Source organism: Streptomyces sp. NPDC085524, from assembly GCF_044541755.1.
GTDB lineage: Bacteria > Actinomycetota > Actinomycetes > Streptomycetales > Streptomycetaceae > Streptomyces.
Window position 1 is genome coordinate 254,264 of sequence record NZ_JBITTH010000004.1, and the last position, 24,386, is coordinate 278,649.

The 24,386-nt window shown below is 69.5% G+C and carries 21 protein-coding genes; 11 read left to right on the forward strand and 10 right to left on the reverse strand.

Annotated features, from left to right (window positions below; translation table 11 throughout):
• Positions 1–42 precede the first annotated feature (42 nt).
• A complete protein-coding gene (locus tag ACIGFK_RS08090; RefSeq protein ID WP_376661744.1) occupies positions 43–1,311 on the forward strand; it encodes an MFS transporter in 1,269 nt (422 codons plus the stop codon).
• 56 nt (positions 1,312–1,367) lie between these two features.
• Here ACIGFK_RS08090 and ACIGFK_RS08095 read toward each other — a convergent pair whose 3' ends face one another.
• A complete protein-coding gene (locus ACIGFK_RS08095) occupies positions 1,368–2,810 on the reverse strand; it encodes a CCA tRNA nucleotidyltransferase (RefSeq protein ID WP_386468695.1) in 1,443 nt (480 codons plus the stop codon).
• A gap of 184 nt (positions 2,811–2,994) precedes the next feature.
• Here ACIGFK_RS08095 and ACIGFK_RS08100 point away from each other — a divergent pair, with 184 nt between their 5' ends.
• The 7 genes from ACIGFK_RS08100 to trxA all read left to right on the forward strand — a co-directional run bounded on the left by ACIGFK_RS08100 (position 2,995) and on the right by trxA (position 12,569).
• Positions 2,995–5,259 (forward strand): DUF6049 family protein, encoded by a 2,265-nt coding sequence (locus ACIGFK_RS08100; protein ID WP_400050975.1) that lies wholly within the window; start codon positions 2,995–2,997, stop codon positions 5,257–5,259.
• A 46-nt stretch (positions 5,260–5,305) separates the two neighbouring features.
• On the forward strand, positions 5,306–7,480 hold the full coding sequence (gene murJ / locus ACIGFK_RS08105; protein WP_376661741.1) for a murein biosynthesis integral membrane protein MurJ: 2,175 nt from the start codon (positions 5,306–5,308) through the stop codon (positions 7,478–7,480).
• A gap of 117 nt (positions 7,481–7,597) precedes the next feature.
• Positions 7,598–9,334 (forward strand): protein kinase family protein, encoded by a 1,737-nt coding sequence (locus ACIGFK_RS08110; protein ID WP_400050977.1) that lies wholly within the window; start codon positions 7,598–7,600, stop codon positions 9,332–9,334.
• Positions 9,335–9,427: 93 nt separating this feature from the next.
• Positions 9,428–10,129: an RNA polymerase sigma factor SigM gene (gene sigM, locus ACIGFK_RS08115; protein ID WP_376662390.1), complete on the forward strand. Its 702-nt coding sequence runs from the start codon at positions 9,428–9,430 to the stop codon at positions 10,127–10,129.
• A complete protein-coding gene (locus tag ACIGFK_RS08120) occupies positions 10,126–11,082 on the forward strand; it encodes a hypothetical protein (RefSeq protein ID WP_386468701.1) in 957 nt (318 codons plus the stop codon). Before sigM ends, ACIGFK_RS08120 begins: the two co-directional genes overlap by 4 nt.
• A 123-nt stretch (positions 11,083–11,205) precedes the next feature.
• Entirely contained in the window at positions 11,206–12,165 is a 960-nt protein-coding gene (gene trxB, locus ACIGFK_RS08125; RefSeq protein WP_376662388.1) for a thioredoxin-disulfide reductase, read from the forward strand.
• Positions 12,166–12,227: 62 nt separating this feature from the next.
• Positions 12,228–12,569: a thioredoxin gene (gene trxA / locus ACIGFK_RS08130; protein ID WP_376662387.1), complete on the forward strand. Its 342-nt coding sequence runs from the start codon at positions 12,228–12,230 to the stop codon at positions 12,567–12,569.
• Between the two features lie 68 nt (positions 12,570–12,637).
• Here trxA and ACIGFK_RS08135 read toward each other — a convergent pair whose 3' ends face one another.
• From ACIGFK_RS08135 to rpmH, 9 genes are all read right to left on the reverse strand, one after another.
• Positions 12,638–13,261, reverse strand: a complete 624-nt coding sequence (locus tag ACIGFK_RS08135) for a GNAT family N-acetyltransferase (protein ID WP_376657822.1) — start codon at positions 13,259–13,261, stop codon at positions 12,638–12,640.
• 83 nt (positions 13,262–13,344) lie between these two features.
• A complete protein-coding gene (locus ACIGFK_RS08140) occupies positions 13,345–14,433 on the reverse strand; it encodes a ParB/RepB/Spo0J family partition protein (RefSeq protein WP_400050980.1) in 1,089 nt (362 codons plus the stop codon).
• Entirely contained in the window at positions 14,430–15,515 is a 1,086-nt protein-coding gene (locus ACIGFK_RS08145) for an AAA family ATPase (RefSeq protein ID WP_400050981.1), read from the reverse strand. The genes ACIGFK_RS08140 and ACIGFK_RS08145 overlap by 4 nt, the downstream gene beginning before the upstream one ends.
• A gap of 266 nt (positions 15,516–15,781) precedes the next feature.
• Positions 15,782–16,498, reverse strand: coding sequence for a 16S rRNA (guanine(527)-N(7))-methyltransferase RsmG (gene rsmG / locus ACIGFK_RS08150; protein ID WP_376657825.1), 717 nt, complete (start codon positions 16,496–16,498; stop codon positions 15,782–15,784).
• Positions 16,499–16,597: 99 nt separating this feature from the next.
• The gene (locus ACIGFK_RS08155) at positions 16,598–17,110 is read right to left on the reverse strand and encodes a R3H domain-containing nucleic acid-binding protein (protein ID WP_365164382.1); all 513 of its coding nucleotides are present in this window, start codon (positions 17,108–17,110) and stop codon (positions 16,598–16,600) included.
• Positions 17,111–17,125: 15 nt separating this feature from the next.
• Positions 17,126–18,229 carry a membrane protein insertase YidC gene (yidC, locus tag ACIGFK_RS08160; RefSeq protein ID WP_376657826.1) on the reverse strand — a complete coding sequence of 368 codons (1,104 nt, stop codon included), beginning with the start codon at positions 18,227–18,229 and terminating at the stop codon, positions 17,126–17,128.
• A 3-nt stretch (positions 18,230–18,232) separates the two neighbouring features.
• The gene (yidD, locus tag ACIGFK_RS08165; protein ID WP_075970728.1) at positions 18,233–18,514 is read right to left on the reverse strand and encodes a membrane protein insertion efficiency factor YidD; all 282 of its coding nucleotides are present in this window, start codon (positions 18,512–18,514) and stop codon (positions 18,233–18,235) included.
• Positions 18,511–18,885 carry a ribonuclease P protein component gene (gene rnpA / locus ACIGFK_RS08170; RefSeq protein WP_376657827.1) on the reverse strand — a complete coding sequence of 125 codons (375 nt, stop codon included), beginning with the start codon at positions 18,883–18,885 and terminating at the stop codon, positions 18,511–18,513. Before rnpA ends, yidD begins: the two co-directional genes overlap by 4 nt.
• 21 nt (positions 18,886–18,906) lie before the next feature.
• Positions 18,907–19,044, reverse strand: coding sequence for a 50S ribosomal protein L34 (gene rpmH, locus ACIGFK_RS08175; protein WP_018547628.1), 138 nt, complete (start codon positions 19,042–19,044; stop codon positions 18,907–18,909).
• A gap of 357 nt (positions 19,045–19,401) precedes the next feature.
• Here rpmH and dnaA point away from each other — a divergent pair, with 357 nt between their 5' ends.
• The 3 genes from dnaA to gnd all read left to right on the forward strand — a co-directional run bounded on the left by dnaA (position 19,402) and on the right by gnd (position 24,325).
• A complete protein-coding gene (gene dnaA, locus ACIGFK_RS08180; RefSeq protein WP_376657828.1) occupies positions 19,402–21,201 on the forward strand; it encodes a chromosomal replication initiator protein DnaA in 1,800 nt (599 codons plus the stop codon).
• A gap of 865 nt (positions 21,202–22,066) precedes the next feature.
• Complete coding sequence (gene dnaN, locus ACIGFK_RS08185) at positions 22,067–23,197, forward strand: DNA polymerase III subunit beta (RefSeq protein ID WP_376657829.1); 1,131 nt, start codon at positions 22,067–22,069, stop codon at positions 23,195–23,197.
• Positions 23,198–23,449: 252 nt separating this feature from the next.
• Positions 23,450–24,325: a phosphogluconate dehydrogenase (NAD(+)-dependent, decarboxylating) gene (gene gnd / locus ACIGFK_RS08190; protein ID WP_400050985.1), complete on the forward strand. Its 876-nt coding sequence runs from the start codon at positions 23,450–23,452 to the stop codon at positions 24,323–24,325.
• Positions 24,326–24,386 lie beyond the last annotated feature (61 nt).

Here is a 24,386-nt window from a genome sequence, read left to right on the forward strand (position 1 = left end):
CAATGTGCCCGGGGACCCTCCGCGTATGTGACCCTTGCCCACATGCTTGTCGTACGTGATCTGCGCGTACTCCTGCGCCTGAGGGACTTCCGCAACCTGCTCGCCGTACGGCTGCTCTCCCAGGCCGCCGACGGCGCCTACCAGGTCGCGCTCGCCACATACGTCGTCTTCTCCCCGGAGAAGCAGACCTCGCCCGCGGCCATCGCCTCGGCCATGGCGGTTCTGCTGCTGCCGTATTCGCTGATCGGACCCTTCGCCGGGGTGCTCCTCGACCGGTGGAGGCGTCGGCAGGTCTTCCTCTACGGCAACCTGCTGCGGGCCTTCCTCGCCTGCCTCACCGGGATGCTGATCGTGGTGCACGTCCCCGACTGGCTCTTCTACGCCTCGGCCCTGTCCGTGACGGCGGTCAACCGCTTCGTCCTCGCCGGACTCGCCGCCTCGCTGCCCCACGTCGTCGGCCCCGACCAGCTGGTCACCGCGAACGCGCTCTCCCCGACCGCGGGCACCCTCGCCGCGACCGCCGGCGGGGGACTGGCCTTCCTCGTCCGGCTGCTGGCCTCCGATTCCAACGCCATCGTCGTCCTGCTCGCCGCCGCGTTCTACCTGTGCTCGGCCCTGGTCTCCCTGCGCCTGGACATCGGCCTCCTGGGACCCGACCACCCCCCGGGCGCGACCCACCCCTCCGTCGTCGAGGGAATCGCCCTCACCGTCCGGGGCATGGCCGAGGGGCTGCGGCACCTCGCCTCGCGCAGGGACGCCGCCCAGGCGCTCACCGCGATGACCGTGATGCGGTTCTGCTACGGGGCGCTGACGGTCACCCTGCTGATGCTCTGCCGCTACTCCTGGTCGGACACCGAGGCCGAGGGCCTGGCCCTGCTGGGCATGGCCGTCGGCGCCTCCGCGGCCGGGTTCTTCGCCGCCGCCGTCGTGACCCCCTGGCTGGTGGGCCGGCTGGGCACCCTCGGCTGGATCACCGCCTGCTCCGCGGCCTCCGCGGTCCTGGTCCCGGCCCTGGGCCTCTTCTTCGACTTCGGTCCGATGCTCGTCGCCGCGTTCGTCCTCGGCCTCACCACCCAGGGAGCCAAGATCGCCACCGACACGGTCGTCCAGTCCCAGGTGGACGACGACTACCGCGGCCGCGTCTTCTCCATCTACGACGTGCTGGTCAACGTCTCGTTCGTCGGTGCGGCCGCCGTGTCCGCACTCATGCTCCCCGCCGACGGACGCTCCACGATCCTGATCCTCGGCGTGGGCGCCCTGTACGCGGCGACCGCGCTCCTCCTGGGCCGCCAGACACGACGTTTCACGTGAAACATTGAGGGCGGGGTCGATGTTTCACGTGAAACATCGACCCCGCCCCTTCTGCATCAGGCCTGTGCGGCCCACCACTCCTTGAGGGCGGAGACCGCCGCCTCGCGCTCCATCGGGCCGTTCTCCAGCCGCAGATCCAGCAGGAACGCGTATGCCTTCCCGATCAGCGGCCCGGGGCCGACGTCCAGCACCTGCATGATCTCGTTGCCGTCCAGGTCCGGCCGGATCGCATCCAGTTCCTCCTGCTCCTTCAGCTGGGCGATCCGCTCCTCCAGACCGTCGTAGGTACGGGAGAGGGCATTGGCCTTGCGCTTGTTGCGCGTGGTGCAGTCCGACCGGGTCAGCTTGTGCAGGCGCTCCAGCAGCGGGCCGGCGTCGCGGACGTAACGGCGTACCGCGGAGTCGGTCCACTCCCCGTCGCCGTAGCCGTGGAACCGCAGGTGCAGCTCCACCAGCCGCGACACGTCCTTGATCATGTCGTTGGAGTACTTCAGAGCGGTCAGCCGCTTCTTGGTCATCTTCGCGCCCACCACCTCGTGGTGGTGGAAGGAGACCCGGCCGTCGCTCTCGAAGCGGCGCGTCCGCGGCTTGCCGATGTCGTGCAGCAGGGCCGCGAGCCTCAGCACCAGGTCCGGGCCGTCCTCCTCCAGCGCGATCGCCTGCTCCAGCACGATCAGCGAGTGGTCGTAGACGTCCTTGTGACGGTGATGCTCGTCACGCTCCAGCCGCAGCGCGGGCAGCTCGGGCAGCACCCGGGCGGCCAGCCCGGTGTCCACGAGCAGGCCCAGGCCCTTGCGCGGGTTGGCAGAGAGGAGCAGCTTGTTCAGCTCCCCCTGCACCCGCTCCGCCGAGACGATCTCGATCCGGTCGGCCATCGCCGTCATCGCCGCCACGACCTCGGGGGCGACCTCGAAGTCCAGCTGCGCCGCGAACCGCGCCGCCCGCAGCATCCGCAGCGGGTCGTCGGAGAACGAGTCCTCCGGGGTGCCCGGGGTCCTCAGCACACCGGCCGCCAGGTCCTCCAGACCTCCGTGCGGGTCGATGAACACCTGCTCGGGCAGAGCCAGGGCCATGGCGTTGACCGTGAAGTCACGCCGGACCAGGTCCTCCTCGATGGAGTCGCCGTAGGAGACCTCGGGCTTGCGCGAGGTGCGGTCGTACGCCTCGGAGCGGTACGTCGTCACCTCGATCTGGAAGCCCGCCTTCTGCGCGCCGACCGTGCCGAAGGCGATGCCCACGTCCCACACCGAGTCCGCCCACGGCCGGACGATCTTCAGCACGTCCTCGGGACGGGCATCGGTGGTGAAGTCGAGGTCGTTGCCCAGACGCCCCAGCAGCGCGTCGCGGACGGACCCGCCGACCAGGGCGAGGCTGAAGCCCGCCTCCTGGAACCGGCGGCCGAGATCGTCGGCGACAGGAGCGACCCGCAGCAGTTCACTGACCGCGCGGCGCTGCACCTGACTCAGGGCACTGGGGTTGTCTTCATTGGCGTTCGGCACAACAGAAAAGGGTACGTGCCCCGCCCGCCAGGGGCTTCCCCGTTTCACGGCGACCCTGTACACCGGCGCCCCGGGGCCGGGACGATCATGTGGAGCAACCGCGCGGCACTCGCGCACAGCGGGCCTCGTTACCATTCGTGGACGCACGAACGACGACCACTGACTTCGAGGGACGGGCCAGCGCGTGGCGGAAGCGGCAGACATCCAGGGGGCCTCCCCCGCCCCTGCCCGGCGCCGCTGGCTGCGGCGCACGATGATCCTGCTCGCAGGGACCCCGGTGCTCGCCGGCCTGGTCTACTCTCCCGCCCCGCGGGCCGAAGCGGCCACGGGCCCCTCGGTCGACGTCCAGCTCGTCTCGATGGCCCCCGCCGCACCGGTCAAGGGCGACACCCTCACCCTCGAGGGCGTCGTGGTCAACAACGGCTCCGAGACGATCAACGACGCCCACGTGGGCCTGCGCGTCGGGCCCGCCCTCGCGGACCGCTCGTCCATCGGCGAGGCCGCCGAGCGCACCGGTTTCCGGCCGGGCAACGACCCCGGCGAGATCGACCCGGCCTACGCCGTGAAGATCGACCGGCTGCCCACGAAGGTCAGCCGCCCGTTCACCCTCACCGTCCCGGTCAACAAACTCGAGCTGGACAAGGACGGCGTCTACCAGCTCGGCGTCTCGCTGTCCGGGGTCACCGACAGCCGCCCCTCCGAGCAGGTCCTCGGCATCAAGCGGACCTTCCTGCCCTGGCAGCCCGAGGCCGCCTCCAAGCGCGCCCAGCTCACCTATGTGTGGCCGCTGATCTCCACCACCCACCTGACCGCCGAGACCGGCTCCGACGAGATCCAGACCCCCGTCTTCCTCGACGACTCCCTCGCCGAGGAACTCAAGCCGACGGGCCGCCTGGGCCAGATGGTCTCGCTCGGCAGGGAACTCCCGGTCACCTGGGTCATCGACCCCGACCTGCTGGCCACGGTCGACGCGATGACCAAGGGCTACCGGGTCCGCGTCCCGGGCGGCAAGCCCGTCCAGGGCAAGAACAAGGCCGTCGCCGAGCAGTGGCTGAGCGCGCTGGAAACCGCCGTCCAGGGCAAGAAGGTCGTCGCCCTGCCCTTCGCCGACCCCGACCTCGCCTCCCTCGCCCACCGCGGCAAGGACGTCTCGGGGAGCCTGGGCCAGCTGCGCCCCGCCACGGACAAGGCGAAGCAGGCCGTCGAGACGGTCCTGCACGTCCCCGTGACCACCGACTTCTCCTGGCCCGTCGACGGCGCCATAGATCCCTCCATCGTCAACGTCGCCACCTCGGCCGGTGCCCACAACGTCCTGGCCCGCAGCGACAGCCTCCAGGAGAGCGGAGCCCTCGGGTACACGCCCTCCGCCGCCCGGCCCATCGGCGCCGGAACCACCGCGGTCGTCGCGGACGCCGAACTCTCCACCGCCTTCGAGGGCGACATGCTGAGCGCCGCGAACTCGACGCTCGCCGTACAGCGCTTCCTCGCCGACAGCCTCGCCCTGAACCTGCAGAAGACGGAGGAGCAGCGCAGCTTCGTCGTCACCCCGCAGCGGATGCCCACCGTCAGCCAGGTCCAGACGATGGCAGCCGCCCTGCGCGGCCTCCAGGCCGGCCGCTGGACCCAGCCCGCGGACCTCGAAGCCGCCGCCACGGCCAAGCCCGATCCCGGGGCCACCACCCAGGTCCCGGGCGCCGGGCAGTACCCCGAGGCCCTCGCCAAGCAGGAAATGCCGGTCGCGGCCTTCGAGAAGATCCGCACCACCCAGAACACCCTCGACCACTTCAAGGTGATCCTCGCCGCACCCGACCGCGTGGAGATCCCCTTCGGCAACACCACCAACCGGGAGATGTCCACCTCCTGGCGCGGCCGCCCCGACGAGGCCCGCCTCTACCGGGACCAGGTACAGGAGTACCTGCTCGGCCTCACGCAGAAGGTCAAGGTCGTCCCCAAGTCCGACGCCACCCTGTCCGGACACAGCGCCACCATCCCCATCAGCGTGCAGAACAGCCTCGTCCAGGACGTCCACGACCTCGTCCTGCGGGTCAGGTCCGCCAACCCGACCCGTCTGATGTTCGGCAAGAGCGGTCAGGCGGAACAGCAGGTCTCCGTCCAGGGCGACCACACCCAGACCGTGAAGTTCCCCGCCAACGCCACCGCGAGCGGCCCCGTCGAGGTCACCGCACAGCTCTTCACCAAGGACGGCATCCCCTACGGCGAACCGCGCAAGTTCACCGTGGAGGCCACCGAGGTCACTCCCACCGTCATGCTCGTGATCGCCGGCGGTGTGCTCCTCCTCGTCCTGGCAGGCATGAAGATGTACGCCAGCCGCAAGCGCGTCGCGGCCCGCGCCGCCGCCGAGGAGAGCACGCAGCCGAGTGACGAGTCCCCGGACACCGGACCGCAAAGCACCGACGGGTCCGGCACGGGTGAGACAGTGAACCATTGAGCGATACCGTGGCCGGCCGGCCTGGGGACGATGAGGTGGGGTTTCGATGAACGCGCCGTACGACGGTGACCGCGCGCAGGGCACTGGCGGGCCCTCGCCCTCCCAGGGCACTGCCGAGGGCACCCCGGTGCCCGGGCAGGTTCCCGCGCCTGCGCCCGCGCCGGACCACGACCCGTATGTCCAGGACGCCTACGACAACGATCCGTACCGGGCACAGGACCTCTCGGCCCAGGACCCGGTCGCCGAGGTGCTCTACGACCGCGCCTCGCACCCGCCGCCGCCGCCGGGCACCTTCCAGGAGCCCGGCCCGCTGTACGCGGCGCCGACCGCGCCCTCGTACGCACCCGACTCACGCGTGTGGGCCCAGACGCCCCCGCCCGAGCCGGACGGCCCCTCCCGCCACCTGCCCTACGGCGACCGCGCCACCACCACGCAGTTCGTCGGCGTGGACTCCCTCGTCACCAAGGCCGCGGAGGAACAGCCCGAGCCCGACGCCTTCGCGCACCTCTACCGCGACCAGGAGGCGGCCCCCCGCACCCCCGCGGAGGACGCCCCCGTCGCGGCCCCGGCACCCAGCAAGCCGGCCGGCCGGGCCGCGAGCCTGCTCAAGTCCAGCGCGCTCATGGCCGCCGGCACGATCGTCTCCCGCATCACCGGCTTCCTGCGGACCCTGGTCATCGCCGGTGCCATCGGCGTCGGCACCTTCAACGACACCTACCAGGTCGCCAACACCCTGCCCACGATGATCTACGTGCTGGTCGGCGGCGGCGCCCTCAACGCCGTCTTCATCCCGCAGCTGGTCCGGGCCATGAAGAACGACAGCGACGGGGGAGAGGCGTACGCCAACCGGCTGCTGACCCTCGTCGTGGTCCTGCTGGCCGCCGTCACCACCATCTGCGTCCTGGCCGCCCCGGTGTTCATCACGATGATGTCGCCGAAGATCGCCTCCGACCCGGCCCAGATGGACGTCGCGGTCGCCTTCGCCCGCTACTGCCTGCCGACCATGTTCTTCATGGGCGTCCACGTGGTCCTCGGTCAGATCCTCAACGCCCGGGGCCGCTTCGGCGCCATGATGTGGACCCCGGTCCTCAACAACATCGTCGTCATCGCCACCTTCGGCGCCTTCATCTGGGCCTTCGGCAGCTTCACCACCTCCGGCGTCAACGCCACCACCGTCACCCCCGAAGGCGTCCGCCTGCTGGGCCTGGGCACCCTGCTGGGCCTCACCGTCCAGGCCCTCGCGATGCTGCCCTACCTGCGCGACGCCGGCTTCAAGCCGCGCCTGCGCTTCGACTGGAAGGGCCACGGCCTCGGCAAGGCCGCCCGCCTGGCCAAGTGGACCTTCTTCTTCGTCCTCGCCAACCAGGTCGGCCTCGTCGTCGTCACCCAACTCGCCACCTGGGCCGGATCCGTCGCCGAGGAGCAGGGACACCCCGGCACCGGCATCACCGCCTACAACTACGCACTGCTGCTGTGGCAGATGCCGCAGGCGATCATCACCGTCTCCGTCATGACGGCCGTCCTGCCCCGCATCTCCCGCTCCGCCCACGACGGCGACGCCGCCGCCGTCCGCGACGACATCTCCTACGGGCTGCGCACCTCGGCCGTGGCGATCGTCCCCTGCGCCTTCGCATTCCTCGCCCTCGGCGTCCCCATGGCCACCCTGCTCTACGCCGGCTCCGGCGCCGGCGCCCAGAACATCGGCTACGTCCTGATGGCCTTCGGCCTCGGCCTGATCCCCTACTCCGTCCAGTACGTCGTCCTGCGCGGCTTCTACGCCTACGAGGACACCCGCACGCCCTTCTACAACACCGTCATCGTCGCCGGCGTCAACGCAGCGGTCTCCGCCGCCGCGTTCTTCGTGCTCCCCGCGCGCTGGGCCGTCGTCGGTATGGCCGCGGCCTACGGCCTCGGCTACGCCGTCGGTGTGGGCGTCGCCTGGCGCCGCCTGAAGACCCGCCTCGGCGGCGACCTCGACGGCGCCCACGTGGCCCGCACCTACGCCCGCCTGACCGGCGCCTGCGTCCCCGCCGCCGCGGTCGCGGGAGCCGTCGCCTACGGGGTCACCCAGGCCCTCGGCAGCGGAGTCGGCGGTTCCGCCGCGGCCCTCACGGCCGGCGGCATCGCACTGGCCGCCGTCTTCCTCCTCGCCGCAAAGCGGATGCGGATCGAAGAGCTCAACGCGATGGTCGGAATGGTCCGCGGGCGTTTGGGGCGCTGATCCGCACAACCGTCGCCCCCTTTCGCGTGTCGTGCATAGCGCCGGACTGTGGGCACAATTGGCATGGCTTCGCAGACTGGCCGACAGCGCGTAACGGATGGGGAGGCGGGAACGACGGTGGCGGAACGTAGCACGGCTGCCGTCGACGTGGCCGACAACAGCGGCGACGAGCCGCTGGCCGCTCAGGCGGCACAGGCCACGGCCGACGGGGTGGACATCCAGAACGGACGAGCCGCGGACGGACCCATGCCAGAAAAGGACGGCGAACGCAGCAGCGCGGCCCCCGCGGCCGCACCCGAACTCCACAGCGGCCACAAGCTCGCCAGACGCTACCGGCTCGAAGAGTGCGTCACCCGTCTGGACGGATTCAGCAGCTGGCGTGCGATGGACGAGAAGCTGCGCCGTGCCGTGGGCGTCCACCTGCTCCCCGCCGACCACCCCCGGGCCCGCTCCGTCCTGGCCGCAGCCCGCTCCTCCGCCCTGCTCGGCGACCCCCGGTTCGTCCAGGTCCTCGACGCCGTGGAGGAGAACGACCTCGTCTACGTCGTCCACGAGTGGCTCCCCGACGCCACCGAACTCACCGCGCTGCTCGCCGCCGGCCCCCTGGAACCCCACGAGGCCTACCAGCTCGTCCACCAGGTCTCCCAGGCGATGACCGCCGCACACCGCGAGGGCCTCGCCCATCTGCGCCTGACGCCCAGCGCGATACTGCGCACCTCCACCGGCCAGTACCGCATCCGCGGCCTCGCCGTGAACGCAGCCCTGCGCGGTATCACCAGCGACACCCCGCAGCGCGCCGACACCGAGGCCATCGGCGCACTCCTGTACGCCGCCCTGACCCAGCGCTGGCCGTACGAGAACGACGCCTACGGCCTCACCGGCCTGCCCAAGGGCGTCGGCCTGATCGCCCCCGACCAGGTCCGCGCCGGCGTCCACCGCGGCCTGGGCGAGCTCGCCATGCGCGCCCTCGCCAACGACGGGGCCACCGCCTCCAGCCAGGAACCCGCCTGCACCACTCCCGAAGAGCTGGCCAAGGCCGTCGCCGCGATGCCCCGCATCCGGCCCCCGGAGCCCGCCTTCACCGCCCCTCCCGAGTACCAGCAGACCACCTACCAGCAGGGCAGCTACGGCCGCCCCGTCGCCGCGGGCGTCACCACCGCCCAGAGCCGGCCCGTCGCCCCGCCGCCGCCCCCGCTGCAGAGCCGGACCGGACGCGCCCTGAAGTGGGGCGTCGCGGCCCTGCTCATCGCCGCCCTGGGCCTCGGCAGCTGGCAGCTCGCCGACACCCTCTTGGGCCGCGGCAAGGGTGACAGTGGCGGAACCGGCAACTCGCAGTCCACGACGAACGAGGACAAGAAGAAGCCCAAGGAGAGCAAGCCGCTGCACATCGCCGGCGTCTCCGTCTTCGGCAAGGAGCCGATAAAGCCCGACGACGTCGACAAGGCCATCGACGGCAACTCCGACACCGCGTGGATCACCTTGATCTTCTACGGCTACGGCGGGAAGTTCGGCAACCTGGACAAGTTCGACGACGGCAGTGGCATCGTCGTCGACCTCGGCAGCGTCCAGGAGGTGACGGGCGTCGACGTGGACATGCACGGCGCGGGACACAAGGTCGAGGTCCGCGCCGCCTCCCCCGAGGCCTCCTCGCCGCATGGCATCTCCGACTTCCCCCAAGAGCTCGTGAAGTTGGGCACCGTGGGGAAGAAGCTGCAGGCCACGCGGGACACTCCGATCAAAACCCGCTTCGTGGTGGTGCACATCACCGCCCTGCCCTCGGAGGGTGGGGACGGCTTCCGCGGCGGCATCAACGAGATCAAGATTCTCGGCACCGGCGACCAGCCTGCTTCCTGATCGGTACGCCCCGGGTCCGCCGTGCCGACGGCACGGCGGACCCTCGTATTCGTCCCGCCCGGCCCGTACGCTCCCTCCGGGAGGGGAGGTGTGATGCAACCAGCAACGGGAGACGACCGGAGCGACCAGGAACTCCTGGCGCTGCACGCCAAGGGAGATCCCGATGCCTTCGGGGAGCTCGTGCGGCGGCACCGGGACCGGCTGTGGGCCGTGGCCCTGCGTACCCTCGGCGACCGCGAGGAGGCCGCCGACGCCGTCCAGGACGCCCTCGTCTCCGCCTACCGGGCCGCCCACACCTTCCGCGGCGAGTCCGCCGTCACCACCTGGCTCCACCGCATCACCGTCAACGCCTGCCTCGACCGCGCCCGCAAGGCCGCCTCCCGCAGGACCGCACCCCTCGACGACACGGACCGCCTGGAGCGCCTCCTGGAGCCCCACGAGTCCGCCGAGGCCCCCGCGGAGCGCCAGGACCTCCACCGCCAGCTCCTGGCCGCCCTCGGCACCCTCCCGGCCGAACAACGGGCCGCGCTCGTCCTCGTCGACATGCAGGGATACTCCGTCGCCGAAGCCGCCCGCGTCCTCGACGTACCCACCGGCACCGTCAAGAGCAGGTGCGCACGCGGCCGCGCGAAACTCGTCCCGATGCTCACTCATCTGCGCACGAATGCCGGGGATAACACCACCTCGGAGCGGGGAAGGAACCGGACGCCGGGGACTCCCGTCCCACCAGCGGCAGAACCCCGGCATCCAGACCAAGACGCAGACCCAGTGAAGGGCGGAGGTGGACGACCGTGAGCCCCACGACCGACACGACCGGCACGATCCGGCACCCGGACGTCTCGGAGATCTCCGACCTCACCGAAGGGCTCCTCTCCCCGTCCCGCACCGCCGAGATCCGCCGCCACCTCGGCGACTGCTCCCTGTGCGCCGACGTCCGCGCCTCCCTCGACGAGATCCGCTCCCTCCTCGGCACCCTCCCCGGACCCTCCCGGATGCCCGCCGACATCGCAGGCCGCATCGACGCCGCCCTCGCCGCCGAGGCCCTCCTCGACGCCACCGCACCCCCGGCCGGAACCGAGCACGGCCGCAACGAGGACACCCGGCCCGCACCCCGGCCCCGCGCCGCCTCCGCCTCCGCCGATGTTTCACGTGAAACATCGCCCGCCCACCGGCCCGCCGGTCACCCGGCCGGCCCAACCGGCCCGGGACGGCGCCGCGCCCGCCGCAGAATCGCCGTACTCACCGGTCTCGTCTCGGCCGCAGCCTGCGCCCTCGGGATCTTCCTCTTCAGCGAGCTCTCCAGCCCACCGCAGGAAGGCACCGCCACACGCGCCCCGGCGTCCAGCTCCGACACCGGAGCCGCCTCCTCCGGCGTCGCCTACACGGCAGAGGGCCTCCAGGACAGCGTCCGGGGCATCCTCCCCCCGGAGCAGGGCGTCAAGAGCGTCCCCGACGAGCAGAACAACAACACCCTGGGGCTCGAGAACTCTCCCGCCGCCCCCGCCGCCCCCGGCGACCGGCAGGCTCCCGGGGCCGTCCCCTCCTGCGTCCAGCACGCCACGGACCGCCCGGACACCCCGCTCGCCTCCCAGCGCGGCAACTACCTGGGCACCCCCGTCTACCTCCTCGTCCTGCCGCACCCCGGCGACCCCGCGAGCGTCGACGCCTACCTCGTCGACACCGCCTGCGAGACCACCGGTTCGGGCACCGGAAAGCTCCTCCTGACGAAGACCTACTCCCGAAGCTGAGCCGTTCAGGTCCACGGGGGACAGCTGGGGAATGCAGGCGCCGTAGGATCCGTTGGGTGGGGTGAGAGTCCGCACCGGCCCCCGGTAGGCAGCACGCAGTCCGCAGAGACGAGGAAGAAACCCGTGAGCGACGTACGAAACGTGATCATCATCGGCTCCGGGCCGGCCGGTTACACCGCCGCCCTGTACACCGCACGCGCTTCGCTCAAGCCGCTGGTCTTCGAAGGTGCCGTCACCGCCGGTGGCGCGCTGATGAACACCACCGAGGTGGAGAACTTCCCCGGCTTCCAGGACGGGATCATGGGCCCGGACCTCATGGACAACATGCGCGGCCAGGCCGAGCGTTTCGGCGCCGAGCTCGTCCCGGACGACATCGTCGCCGTGGACCTCACCGGTGAGATCAAGACCGTCACCGACACCGCCGGCACCGTCCACCGCGCCAAGGCCGTCATCGTCACCACCGGCTCCCAGCACCGCAAGCTCGGCCTGCCCAACGAGGACGCACTCTCGGGCCGCGGCGTCTCCTGGTGCGCCACCTGCGACGGGTTCTTCTTCAAGGACCACGACATCGCCGTCGTCGGCGGCGGCGACACCGCGATCGAGGAAGCCACCTTCCTCTCCCGGTTCGCCAAGTCCGTGACGATCGTGCACCGCCGCGACAGCCTGCGCGCCTCGAAGGCCATGCAGGACCGCGCCTTCGCCGACCCGAAGATCAAGTTCGCCTGGGACAGCGAGGTCGCCGAGATCCACGGCGAGCAGAAGCTCTCCGGCCTCACCCTGCGCAACACCAAGACCGGTGAGACCACCGAGCTGCCCGTGACCGGCCTCTTCATCGCCGTCGGCCACGACCCGCGCACCGAGCTGTTCAAGGACCAGCTGGAGCTCGACGAAGAGGGCTACCTCAAGGTCGACGCCCCCTCCACCCGGACCAACGTCACGGGCGTCTTCGGCGCCGGCGACGTCGTGGACCACACCTACCGTCAGGCCATCACCGCCGCGGGCACCGGCTGCTCCGCCGCCCTCGACGCCGAGCGCTTCCTCGCCGCCCTCGCGGACGCCGAGAAGGCACACGCAGCAGTCTGACCTGACACCCGCCCCACCCCAGCCCCACCCAACACCCCGCAGGAATGAAGAAGGAGGCCGCTGTGGCCGGCACCCTCAAGAACGTGACCGACGCTGACTTCGACGCCGAGGTCCTCAAGAGCGACAAGCCCGTACTGGTGGACTTCTGGGCCGCCTGGTGCGGTCCGTGCCGCCAGATCGCGCCGTCGCTCGAGGCGATCGCCGCCGAGTACGGCGACCAGATCGAGATCGTCAAGCTCAACATCGACGAGAACCCGGCCACCGCCGCCAAGTACGGCGTCATGTCGATCCCGACGCTCAACGTCTACCAGGGCGGCGAGGTCGCCAAGACCATCGTCGGCGCGAAGCCGAAGGCCGCCATCCTGCGCGACCTCTCCGACTTCGTCGAGGTCAACCCCTCCTGACGCGTCACTGCTCCACGTGAAACGGGGCCGCCCCTCCAGGGGGCGGCCCCGTTTCACGTGTCCGGGACTCACAGCGGGCGCAGTGCCGGTTCCTTGCGCGCCCTGGCCCCGCCCAACAGACGGTCCAGGGCCATCTCCACGTCTTCCTTCCAGGACAACGTCGTGCGCAGTTCCAGCCTCAGCCGCGGATGAGAAGGGTGCGGACGCACGGTCTTGAATCCCACCGACAGCAGATGGTCGGCCGGGAGCAGACAGGCAGGCCCTTCCCACCTCGCGTCGCCGAACGCCTCGATCGCCTTGAACCCCCGCCGCAGCAGGTCCTTCGCGACCGTCTGGACCATCACCCGCCCCAGACCCTGCCCCTGATACCCCGGCATGATCCAGGCCGTGATCAGCTGCACCGCGTCCGGGGACACCGGACTCGTCGGAAAGGAAGCGGCCCTCGGTACATAGGCCGGCGGCGCGTACAGCACGAACCCCACCGGCACCTCGTCCACATAGACCACCCGGCCGCAGGAGCCCCAGTCCAGCAGGACCGCGGAGATCCAGGCCTCCTTCTCCAGCTCCGAGGTACCCGCCTTCACGGCGGCCCCACCGGTGACGGGATCCAGCTCCCAGAACACACAGCTCCTGCAACGCCTGGGCAGGTCCCGGAGGTTGTCCAGCGTGAGCGGTACCAGCCGACGACCCATGCCCACATCGTAAGCACTGCCCCCTGCTTCTTCGAGTGCGGACATCTCGAAGGAGCAGGGGGCAGTGACAAGATCAGCGGGTGCTACTCCTGGGAAAGCCCCTGTTCCAGCACCCGGCCCTCGCCCGGCGCCAGCGTCCCCAGGATCCGCTCCAGATCCTCCATCGACGCGAACTCGACGGTGATCTTGCCCTTCTTCTGGCCCAGGTCGACCTTCACCCGAGTCTCGAACCGGTCCGACAGCCGCGTCGCCAGCTCACTCAGAGCCGGAGCCACCCGGGCACCCGCACGCGGCCCCTTCGGCTTCACCTTGCTCGGAGACTCCGACGCCATCAGCGTCACGATCTCCTCGACCGCACGCACCGACAGACCCTCGGCCACGATCCGGTGCGCCAACCGGTCCTGCTCCTCGGAGTCCTCCACCGACAGCAGAGCCCGCGCGTGTCCCGCCGACAGCACGCCCGCCGCCACCCGGCGCTGCACCGGCGGGGACAGCTTCAGCAGCCGCAGCGTGTTCGACACCTGGGGGCGCGAGCGCCCGATCCGGTCCGCCAGCTGGTCGTGCGTGCAGTTGAAGTCCTGGAGCAGCTGGTCGTACGCAGCCGCCTCCTCCAACGGGTTCAGCTGCGCCCGGTGCAGGTTCTCCAACAGGGCGTCCAGCAGAAGCTTCTCGTCGTCCGTCGCCCGGATGATCGCCGGAATGCTCTCCAGCCCGGCCTCCCGGCACGCCCGCCAGCGCCGCTCACCCATGATCAGCTCGTAGCGGCCCGGCGTCGACTGCCGCACCACCACCGGCTGGAGCAGACCCACCTCCTGAATGGAGGTCACCAGCTCGGCCAGCGCATCCTCGTCGAACACCTCACGCGGCTGGCGCGGGTTCGGCGTGATCGCGTCCATCGGGAGCTCCGCGAACGTCGCACCCGCCACCACATTCGCCTCGGGCGCCGCCACCGGCTCACTCACCGGCTCGGCGGCGACCAATGTTTCACGTGAAACATCCGCCTGCGCCAGCAAAGCCAGCTTCGCTGCCGCGCCCCCCCGCTCCGAAGTCAGTACCGGCACCGCCGACGGAGAAGTCGACCCTGCACCGATCACCGGCGGCGTCTTCTCCTGCGGAGCCGCGGGGATCAGCGCACCCAGCCCCCGCCCCAGGCCTCTACGTCGCTCGCTCACTGGATCCCCTCCGCCACACTCTGCGTGCTGTTCAGGCCCGCGCCCAGATGGGCTTGCTGGGCGTCGTACTGCATTCCGACCCCGCGATACGCGATCTCGCGCGCCGCCTCCAGATAGGAGAGGGAACCACTGGAACCCGGGTCATAGGTGAGCACCGTCTGCCCATAGCTCGGCGCCTCCGAGATGCGCACCGACCGCGGGATGCTCGTCCGCAGCACCTCCTTGCCGAAGTGCGTACGGACCTCCTCCGCCACCTGCGAGGCCAGCCGGGTCCTGCCGTCGTACATCGTCAACAGGATCGTCGACACGTGCAGCGTCGGATTCAGATGGGCCCGCACCAGATCCACATTGCGCAGCAGCTGGCCCAGACCCTCCAGCGCGTAGTACTCGCACTGGATCGGGATCAGCACCTCGGCACCGGCCACCAGCGCGTTCACCGTCAGCAGCCCCAGCGAAGGCGGGCAGTCGATCAGGATGTAGTCCAGCGGCTGCTCGTACGCCTGGATCGCCCGCTGGAGCCGGCTCTCCCTGGCCACCAGCGACACCAGCTCGATCTCCGCACCCGCCAGGTCGATCGTGGCCGGAGCACAGAAGAGCCCCTCCACGTCCACCACGGGCTGCACGACCTCCAGCAGGGGCCGGCTGTCCACGAGCACGTCATAGATAGACGGCACGTCCGCGTGGTGGTCGATACCCAGCGCCGTGGAGGCATTGCCCTGCGGATCGAGGTCGACCACCAGGACCCGCGCCCCGTGCAGGGCCAGCGAGGCTGCCAGGTTCACGGTCGTCGTGGTCTTGCCCACGCCGCCCTTCTGGTTGGCCACCACGATGACCCGGGTCTGCTCCGGCCGGGGAAGCTTCTCACCGGCACGCCCCAGCGCCTCGACCGCCAGCTGGGCGGCTCGGCCGATCGGGGTGTCGTTGTCTACAAGGGGCGCCGATGTTTCACGTGAAACATCCTCACCCGGCGATTCAGAGCGGGGACCGGGGACCGGATCGGCCATCGGCCCCGCGAGATCGGCGTCGGACCGCACGGTGTCACTCTCCTCGACATCAGGCTCGCGATGAACAGAGCCTGCCATGCCACCCGGCTCGCGAACCAGCGGGGCCCTTACTCCTGTGGATGAATCCACCGATGTGGACAACTCCGTCCCCCTCGCTTCCTTCTTCTCGCGGGGGGACGCAGCCGCACGACCGCGGCTGATGATTCCGTGCAGCAGAGAGCGACGTTTCACGTGAAACACGATGCCCGGACGGAGTCTTCAGGCTGCTACGACACTCCGAAATCCCTACCTACAGGGCCCAACGCGGCAGAAACCGCTGCCGGACCCTGTAGAACCACGTCACTTCAGCGGCGGCGACGCGTACGGCTCACCCGAGCCGCCTTAGCCCGCTTGGCCGCAAACCTCACACCGCCGGGGCTCTCCCCGACCTCGACGCGCACGACCGTGGACAGGGGATCCACCACACCCTCACCCACATGAAGCACCGAGGTCTTCACCACACCGAGCTTCGCCAGCGCGGTCTTCGCGCTCACCAGCTCCTCCTCGGCGGTGTCGCCCTTGAGCGCCAGCATCTCGCCGTACGGACGCAGCAGGGGCACGCCCCAGCCGGCCAGCCGGTCCAGCGGAGCCACCGCACGAGCCGTCACCACGTGCACCGGCTGCACCTTGCCGAGGACCTCCTCGGCCCGCCCGCGCACCACCGTGACGTGGTCCAGGCCCAGCAACTCGACGGCTTCCTGGAGGAAGGTCGTACGCCGCAGCAGCGGCTCGAGCAGCGTGATCTTCAGATCCCGGCGCACCAGAGCCAGCGGGATACCCGGCAGACCCGCCCCCGAACCCACATCGCACACGGTGACGCCCTGGGGCACCACCTCCGACAGCACAGCGCAGTTCAGCAGGTGCCGCTCCCACAGCCGCGGCACCTCACGCGGCCCGATGAGGCCCCGCTTGACTCCCGCATCCGCCAGCAGCTCCGCGTAGCGCACAGCTTCCGGGAAAAACTCACCGAACACCGCACGCGCCTCTTCAGGCGCCGGGGGAAGCTCAGCTGCCTCCGTCACGGGGACCGTCCTTCCGTACCGCATGGTTTCTCACATGCCAGGCTGACAAACATCGGCCCCGCCTGCGACACAGACGGGGCCGAACACATTCGCTACCGATCAGGCCGGGAGCACAACGACGAAGCGCTGCGGCTCCTCGCCCTCGGACTCGCTGCGCAGACCCGCGGCCGCCACGGCATCGTGGACGACCTTTCGCTCGAACGGCGTCATCGGGGCCAGCTTCAGCGGTTCACCGGACGCCTTCACGTCCGCCGCCGCCTTGGCGCCCAGCGCCGCCAGCTCCTCGCGCTTCTTCGCACGGAACCCGGCGATGTCCAGCATCAGCCGGCTGCGGTCCCCGGTCTCCCGGTGCACCGCGAGGCGGGTCAGCTCCTGCAGAGCCTCCAGAACCTCACCGTCACGGCCCACGAGCTTCTGCAGGTCGCGGCTGGCGGAGTCACTGACGATCGACACCGCGGCCCGGTCGGCCTCGACGTCCATGTCGATGTCGCCGTCCAGGTCGGCGATGTCCAGCAGACCCTCGAGATAGTCGGCCGCGATCTCACCCTCCTGCTCGAGGCGGGTCAGGGTGTCGCCACCCTCAGCGGCGGCGGTGGTGGTGCCTTCCGTCACGGGAGGGACTCCTTCTTACTTCTTGGGAGAGGGCTTGTTGGGCGACTGACGCTGCGACTTCGACTGCCTCTTCGGCTGCTGTCGCTTCGCGGCGCCGCCGCTCGCGGCATCCGCATCCGATGTGGCCTCGGAACTCTTGATCACAGAGCCGTCCGCCTGGGCGGCCAGCCCCTGCTTGGTCAGAGCGGTGATGAACTTGCGCTCGTTGTCGTTGCGGTCCGGGCCCTTGGCCACGATCGCCGCGACGACCTTCTTCTTGGCCTTGCCCTTGACCTCGCCGTGCGAGCTGATGTGCTTCAGCAGACGGGTCAGGTACTGGTCCTGCGCCTTGCTGCCCGGCGTCGGGTTCTGGTTGATCACGTACATCTGCTGACCCATGGTCCAGACGTTCGTGGTCAGCCAGTAGACGAGGACACCGACCGGGAAGTTGATGCCCATGACGGCGAAGATCAGCGGGAAGATGTACATCAGCATCTTCTGCTGCTGCATGAACGGCGTCTTGACCGAGAGGTCGACGTTCTTCGCCATGAGCTGACGCTGGGTGTAGAACTGCGACAGCGACATCAGGACGATCATGACCGCGGTCACGATGCGCACGTCGGTGATCGAGGCGTCGAGGCTCGCGACCTTCGCGGCACTGTCCGTGAACTTGGCGGCCAGCGGAGCGCCGAAGATGTGCGCCTGACGGGCGCTCGCCAGCAGCTCCTCGTTGATCACGCCGATGGTCTTGCCGTTGGCGATGGCCGACAGAACGCTGTACAGGGCGAAGAAGAACGGGGACTGCGCCAGGATGGGAAGGCACGAGGAGAGCGGGTTGGTACCCGTCTCCTTGTACAGCTTCATCATCTCTTCGGACTGACGCTGCTTGTCGTTCTTGTAGCGCTCCTGGATCACCTTCATCTTCGGCTGGAGCGCCTGCATACCGCGCGTCGCCTTGATCTGCTTCACGAAGAGCGGGATCAGACAGATGCGGATCAAGATCACCAGGGAGACGATGGACAGGCCCCAGGCCGCCCCGCTGTCCGGTCCGAAGACCGCCCCGTACAGGCTGTGGAACTGGACGATGATCCACGAAACAGGTGTGGTGATAAAGCTGAACAGATTGGCAATCGTGTCCACTAATCAGGCTCCTTGAGCATTGCGAGATCTACGCAACGCACTGCGCAGCTGCTCGTGCCAACGCGGGCGTTTACGGGGTGGGACATGGTCCACACCACCCGGGGACCACGGATTGCACCGCAGGATCCGCCAGGCGGTCAGAACCGTCCCCTTCACCGCACCATGCCGGTCGATGGCCGTGTACCCGTAGTGCGAGCACGAGGGGTAATAGCGGCACACCGGCCCGAGCAGCGGACTGATCGTCCACTGGTACAGCTTGATCAAAGCGAGCAGCGGGTACTTCATCGAGCCACGCCTCCCAGAAGCCGCGCCAGAGCGGCATCCAGGTCCCGGGCGAGTTCGTCAGGGCCGGCATCGCCCGCTCCGGGCAACGCTCGTACCACCACCAGGCTACCGGCGGGCAGCTGAGACAGCCGCTCCCGGACCAGATGGCGCAGACGCCGCTTCACCCGGTTACGTATGACGGCATTGCCGACAGCCTTGCTGACGACGAAACCCGCACGCGTCGAGGGATCGATCTCCCCCGGCCCGTGCGGGTCCGTTGCACCGCTTGTACGTAGGTGGACGACAAGGAGCGGGCGACCAGCCCGGCGTCCTCGGCGTACCGCGCTCGCGAAGTCCTCGCGCCGCCTCAGCCGATTCTCGGGAGACAGCACGACGTCACGATTTCCGCGTATTTACGCGGAAAGGGCGGCGCGGCCCTTGCTGCGACGGTTCGCCAGGATCGCGCGACCGGCACGGGTACGCATCCGAAGACGGAAGCCGTGGGTCTTGGCACGACGGCGGTTGTTCGGCTGGAAGGTGCGCTTGCTCACTCGGGGGCTCCAGAGAATGAATCGTTGTGGCGGGACATCGCCTGGCTGTCACCGTGCGCCCACGAGGAGAAACTCGCGTGTTCGCCCGAGTGGCACCGCTAAATGATCACAATCAGTGATCTTCGCCCATCGGTAGGCAGGCGGCAGCAGCCATCGACAACTCGACCTCGTTACGGTACGCGCGGCTACGCCATCCGGTCAAACCGAGCCGGCCAGGCCCCACACTGTGCACAGGCTGTGGACAACGACTTGAACCGTACCCGTAGGCCTGACTACCGTTGTCTGATCCCGGTTTTTTTGTCCCGACCGTCCCAAAGAACCACACATTCGTGGGACCCCTGTGAGAGAGCGTGCCCTGTGGCTGACGTACCTGCCGATCTTGCCGCAGTGTGGCCCAGGGTGCTCGAAAAGCTCCTCGGTGAAGGACAGCCGGGCATCGAGCCCAAGGACAAGCAGTGGGTCGAACGATGCCAGCCCCTGGCACTCGTCGCCGACACCGCGCTCCTCGCCGTCCCCAACGAATGGGGCAAGCGCGTCCTCGAGGGCCGGCTCGCCCCCCTGATCAGCGACGCGCTCAGCCGCGAGTGCGGCCGCCCCATCCGCATCGCCATCACCGTGGACGACTCCGCCGGCGAGCCCGCGCCCTCCGCACCGCCCGTGCAGCAGCCCGGCGGCTACGAGCCCTACGGCGGCCAGCGCCCCGGCGGCCCCGGCAACGGCGACGACCAGCTCCCCACCGCCCGCCCCGCCTACCCGGAGTACCAGCAGCCGCGCCCCGAGCCCGGCGCCTGGCCCCGCGGCGGCCAGCAGGACGACTACGGCTGGCAGCAGCCCCGCCTCGGCGGCTTCCCCGAGCGCGACCCGTACGCCTCCCCGCAGCCGGGCTACCTCCAGCAGCCCGAGCAGCCCTCCTACGACCAGGGCTCCTACGAACCGCAGGGACAGTACGAGCAGTCCCCGTACGACCAGACGAAGTACGAGCAGTCCAAGTACGAGCCGTCGAAGTACGAACCCCAGCAGTACGAGCAGCAGTCCTACGAGCAGCCCGCCCCGCGCCAGGCCCCCGGCCGGCCCGCGGCGCCGCCCGCTCCCTCCGGCGGCTCCACCTCGGGCCCGCTCGAGCCGACCGCCCGCCTGAACCCCAAGTACCTCTTCGACACCTTCGTCATCGGCGCCTCCAACCGCTTCGCGCACGCCGCCGCCGTGGCCGTCGCCGAGGCGCCCGCGAAGGCGTACAACCCCCTCTTCATCTACGGGGAGTCGGGACTCGGCAAGACGCACCTGCTGCACGCCATCGGGCACTACGCCCGCAGCCTCTACCCGGGCACCCGCGTGCGGTACGTGAGCTCGGAGGAGTTCACCAACGAGTTCATCAACTCCATCCGCGACGGCAAGGGCGACGCCTTCCGCAAGCGGTACCGCGAGATGGACATCCTGCTCGTCGACGACATCCAGTTCCTCGCGAGCAAGGAGTCGACGCAGGAGGAGTTCTTCCACACCTTCAACACGCTCCACAACGCCAACAAGCAGATCGTGCTCTCCTCCGACCGGCCGCCCAAGCAGCTCGTCACCCTCGAGGACCGGCTCCGCAACCGCTTCGAGTGGGGCCTGATCACCGACGTCCAGCCGCCCGAGCTGGAGACCCGTATCGCGATCCTGCGCAAGAAGGCCGTCCAGGAGCAGCTCAACGCCCCGCCGGAGGTACTGGAGTTCATCGCCTCCCGGATCTCGCGCAACATCCGTGAGCTGGAGGGGGCGCTGATCCGGGTCACGGCCTTCGCGAGCCTGAACCGGCAGCCCGTCGACCTGGGTCTGACCGAGGACGTCCTGAAGAACCTGATCCCGGGCGGCGAGGACAGCGCACCCGAGATCACCGCCACCGACATCATGGCGGCCACCGCGGACTACTTCGGGCTGACCGTGGACGACCTGTGCGGCTCCTCGCGCAGCCGGGTGCTGGTCACGGCCCGGCAGATCGCCATGTACCTGTGCCGGGAGCTCACCGACCTCTCGCTGCCGAAGATCGGTGCGCAGTTCGGCGGCCGGGACCACACCACCGTCATGCACGCGGACCGCAAGATCCGGGCTCTGATGGCCGAGCGGCGCTCCATCTACAACCAGGTCACCGAGCTCACCAACCGCATCAAGAACGGCTGAGCGGAGCCGCCACCGAGCCCGCGACGGGCTCTTCAAACCCATCGAGAGGGCGCTCCCGGACCACATCGGGGGCGCCCTTCTTCGTCCGTGCGCCCCTGACCTGTTCGAATACGCCCCCCGGGAGCCAACTCATCCACAGATTCGGTGACTTTCTTCCGTCCACAGCCTGGGGACGTACTCCGTCGCCCACAATCTGTCCACAGGGGTGCTGGTTGAGGGCCCATCAGGGCAGGTCAGAACCCTGTGGAATTGTGAGCAAGCACCATCCACAGGCTGTGGACAAAATTTTCATCCACAGGGCTGTCCACCACGTTGTCCACCGGTGACCCACAGGTTCGCGGATCCTGTGCACAGGATCCGATGTCTTCTCCACACCGTTGTCCACTGTTCGGCAACGCGCCACCCCCTCTCACCACCCGGAGTGAAAGCCGTCACACGGATGTGGACGTTTGGCTTGTGGAGTACCGGGGGAAAGCTGGGGACACACCTGTGGAGTAGTCGGGGGTCCCTGGGGACAGCCTGTGCAGAAATTTTCGTTCTCCACAGAGACACCGTGTTGTCCACCGGTGCCACCCACAGGCTGTGGGGATAAAAAACTGGGGTTGACCTGGGAGAACGAGGTTTTCCACCGTTTCCACAGGCCCTACTACTACCCCCATAGAGAGTTAGGCCGGTTTCGGTTTTCAAGCAGGTCCTGTGCACAACTCGGTGGGCGGCCCTCCCCGACACCTCGCTCCCGACTTGACCGCCGACAGCAACGACTGTCGGCGCCGTACGTCAGACTGGTCCCCGGCATCGGTCGAGGCATCGACGGGCCGACGACGAAGGCCGGCAGACGAGCGAGCAACAGCAGGAGGCGGTTCCGGTGAAGATCCGGGTGGAGCGCGACGTACTCGCGGAGGCAGTGGCGTGGGCCGCACGCAGCCTCCCGGCCCGGCCGCCGGTGCCCGTTCTCGCGGGCCTGCTGCTGAAGGCCGAGGAGGGCATGCTGTCCCTCTCCGGCTTCGACTACGAGGTCTCGGCCCGGGTCTCCGTCGAGGCGGACGTCGAGGAGGACGGCACCGTCCTCGTCTCCGGCCGGCTCCTCGCCGACATCTGCCGCGCCCTCCCCAACCGGCCGGTGGAGATTTCCACAGACGGTGTACGGGCGACCGTGGTCTGCGGCTCCTCGCGGTTCACACTCCACACCCTGCCTGTGGAGGAGTACCCGGCGCTGCCGCAGATGCCGACCGCGACCGGCACCGTGCCCGGTGAGGTCTTCGCCTCCGCCGCCGCCCAGGTCGCCATCGCCGCCGGCCGCGACGACACGCTGCCCGTGCTGACCGGTGTCCGCATCGAGATCGAGGGCGACCGCGTCACCCTGGCCTCCACCGACCGCTACCGCTTCGCGGTCCGCGAGTTCCTGTGGAAGCCGGAGAACCCGGACGCCTCCGCCGTGGCCCTGGTGCCCGCGAAGACGCTCCTCGACACCGCCAAGTCCCTGACCAGCGGTGACACAGTCACCCTGGCGCTTTCGGGCTCGGGTGCGGGCGAGGGCCTCATCGGTTTCGAGGGCGCCGGCCGCCGCACCACCACCCGTCTCCTCGAGGGCGACCTGCCGAAGTACCGCACGCTGTTCCCGACGGAGTTCAACTCCATCGCCGTGATCGAGACCGCCCCGTTCGTCGAGGCCGTCAAGCGCGTGGCCCTGGTCGCCGAGCGCAACACCCCGGTCCGCCTGAGCTTCGAGCAGGGCGTGCTGATCCTGGAAGCCGGTTCCAGCGACGATGCACAGGCTGTGGAGCGCGTCGACGCCCAGCTGGAGGGCGACGACATCTCGATCGCCTTCAACCCGACCTTCCTGCTGGACGGCCTGAGCGCGATCGACTCGCCGGCCGCGCAGCTGAGCTTCACCACGTCCACCAAGCCGGCGCTGCTCAGCGGCCGCCCGGCGGTCGACGCGGAGGCGGACGAGGCCTACAAGTACCTGATCATGCCGGTGCGTCTGTCCGGCTGACGCGCTCACGTCGGGCCCGGTCTCGCATGCCGCGGGGCCGGGCCCGACGGCGTCCGCCCCCGTACGTCTCACGGGCCGGCCGCTGCCTGACCTCGTACGGAGCCCGCCGGAGCCGGTTCGTCCACCTGGGAGCGCCCGTGGGGCCGGGTGGCACGCCCCGGCGTAGGCTCGGATCCGGTGGGCGGCCCGCGCGTTCTGAGAACGGCCGGGGAGCCCCGGCACAGACGGCCACAACGCTTAAGGAACCACCTGATGGAGCTTGGTCTCGTCGGTCTCGGCAAGATGGGCGGCAACATGCGCGAGCGCATCCGCCGCGCAGGCCACACCGTCATCGGATACGACCGCAACCCGGACCTCGCCGATGTCCACAGCCTGCGGGAACTTGTGGACGGCCTGCAGGCCCCCCGCGTCGTGTGGGTGATGGTCCCGGCAGGTGCGGCGACGCAGTCCACGATCGACGAGCTCGCGGAGCTGCTGTCGATCGGCGACATCGTGGTCGACGGCGGCAACTCCCGCTGGACCGACGACGAGAAGCACGCCAAGGAGCTGGCGGCCAAGGGCATCGGCTTCGTCGACTGCGGCGTCTCCGGCGGTGTCTGGGGCCTGGAGAACGGCTACGCGCTGATGTACGGCGGCGAGAAGGACCACGTCGCACGGGTCCAGCCGGTCTTCGACGCCCTCAAGCCGGAGGGCGAGTTCGGCGCCGTGCACGCCGGCAAGGTGGGTGCGGGCCACTTCGCGAAGATGGTCCACAACGGCATCGAGTACGCCATGATGCAGGCCTACGCCGAGGGCTGGGAGCTGCTGGAGAAGGTGGACTCGGTCACCGACGTCCGCGAGGTCTTCCGCTCCTGGCAGGAGGGCACGGTCATCCGTTCCTGGCTGCTGGACCTGGCCGTGAACGCCCTCGACGAGGACGAGCACCTGGAGAGGCTCAAGGGCTTCGCACAGGACTCGGGCGAGGGACGCTGGACGGTGGAGGCGGCGATCGACAACGCCGTGCCGCTGCCCGCGATCACGGCCTCGCTCTTCGCGCGGTTCGCGTCGCGTCAGGACGACTCCCCGCAGATGAAGATGATCGCCGCGCTGCGCAATCAGTTCGGCGGCCACGCGGTCGAGAAGAAGTAGCTCCACCGCTCCACCACAGCAGCACAGAGCAGAGCAGCAGGAAGCCGGGGGAGGTCGGCGC

Bases quoted from the DNA above. Each gene is read 5' to 3' on its own strand.
- gnd (WP_400050985.1), top strand. From the start codon at position 23,450: ATGGAGCTTGGTCTCGTCGGTCTCGGCAAGATGGGCGGCAACATGCGC.
- sigM (WP_376662390.1), top strand. From the start codon at position 9,428: ATGCAACCAGCAACGGGAGACGACCGGAGCGACCAGGAACTCCTGGCG.
- yidD (WP_075970728.1), bottom strand. From the start codon at position 18,514: ATGAAGTACCCGCTGCTCGCTTTGATCAAGCTGTACCAGTGGACGATC.
- ACIGFK_RS08090 (WP_376661744.1), top strand. From the start codon at position 43: ATGCTTGTCGTACGTGATCTGCGCGTACTCCTGCGCCTGAGGGACTTC.
- ACIGFK_RS08135 (WP_376657822.1), bottom strand. From the start codon at position 13,261: ATGGGTCGTCGGCTGGTACCGCTCACGCTGGACAACCTCCGGGACCTG.
- murJ (WP_376661741.1), top strand. From the start codon at position 5,306: ATGAACGCGCCGTACGACGGTGACCGCGCGCAGGGCACTGGCGGGCCC.
- ACIGFK_RS08145 (WP_400050981.1), bottom strand. From the start codon at position 15,515: ATGGCAGGCTCTGTTCATCGCGAGCCTGATGTCGAGGAGAGTGACACC.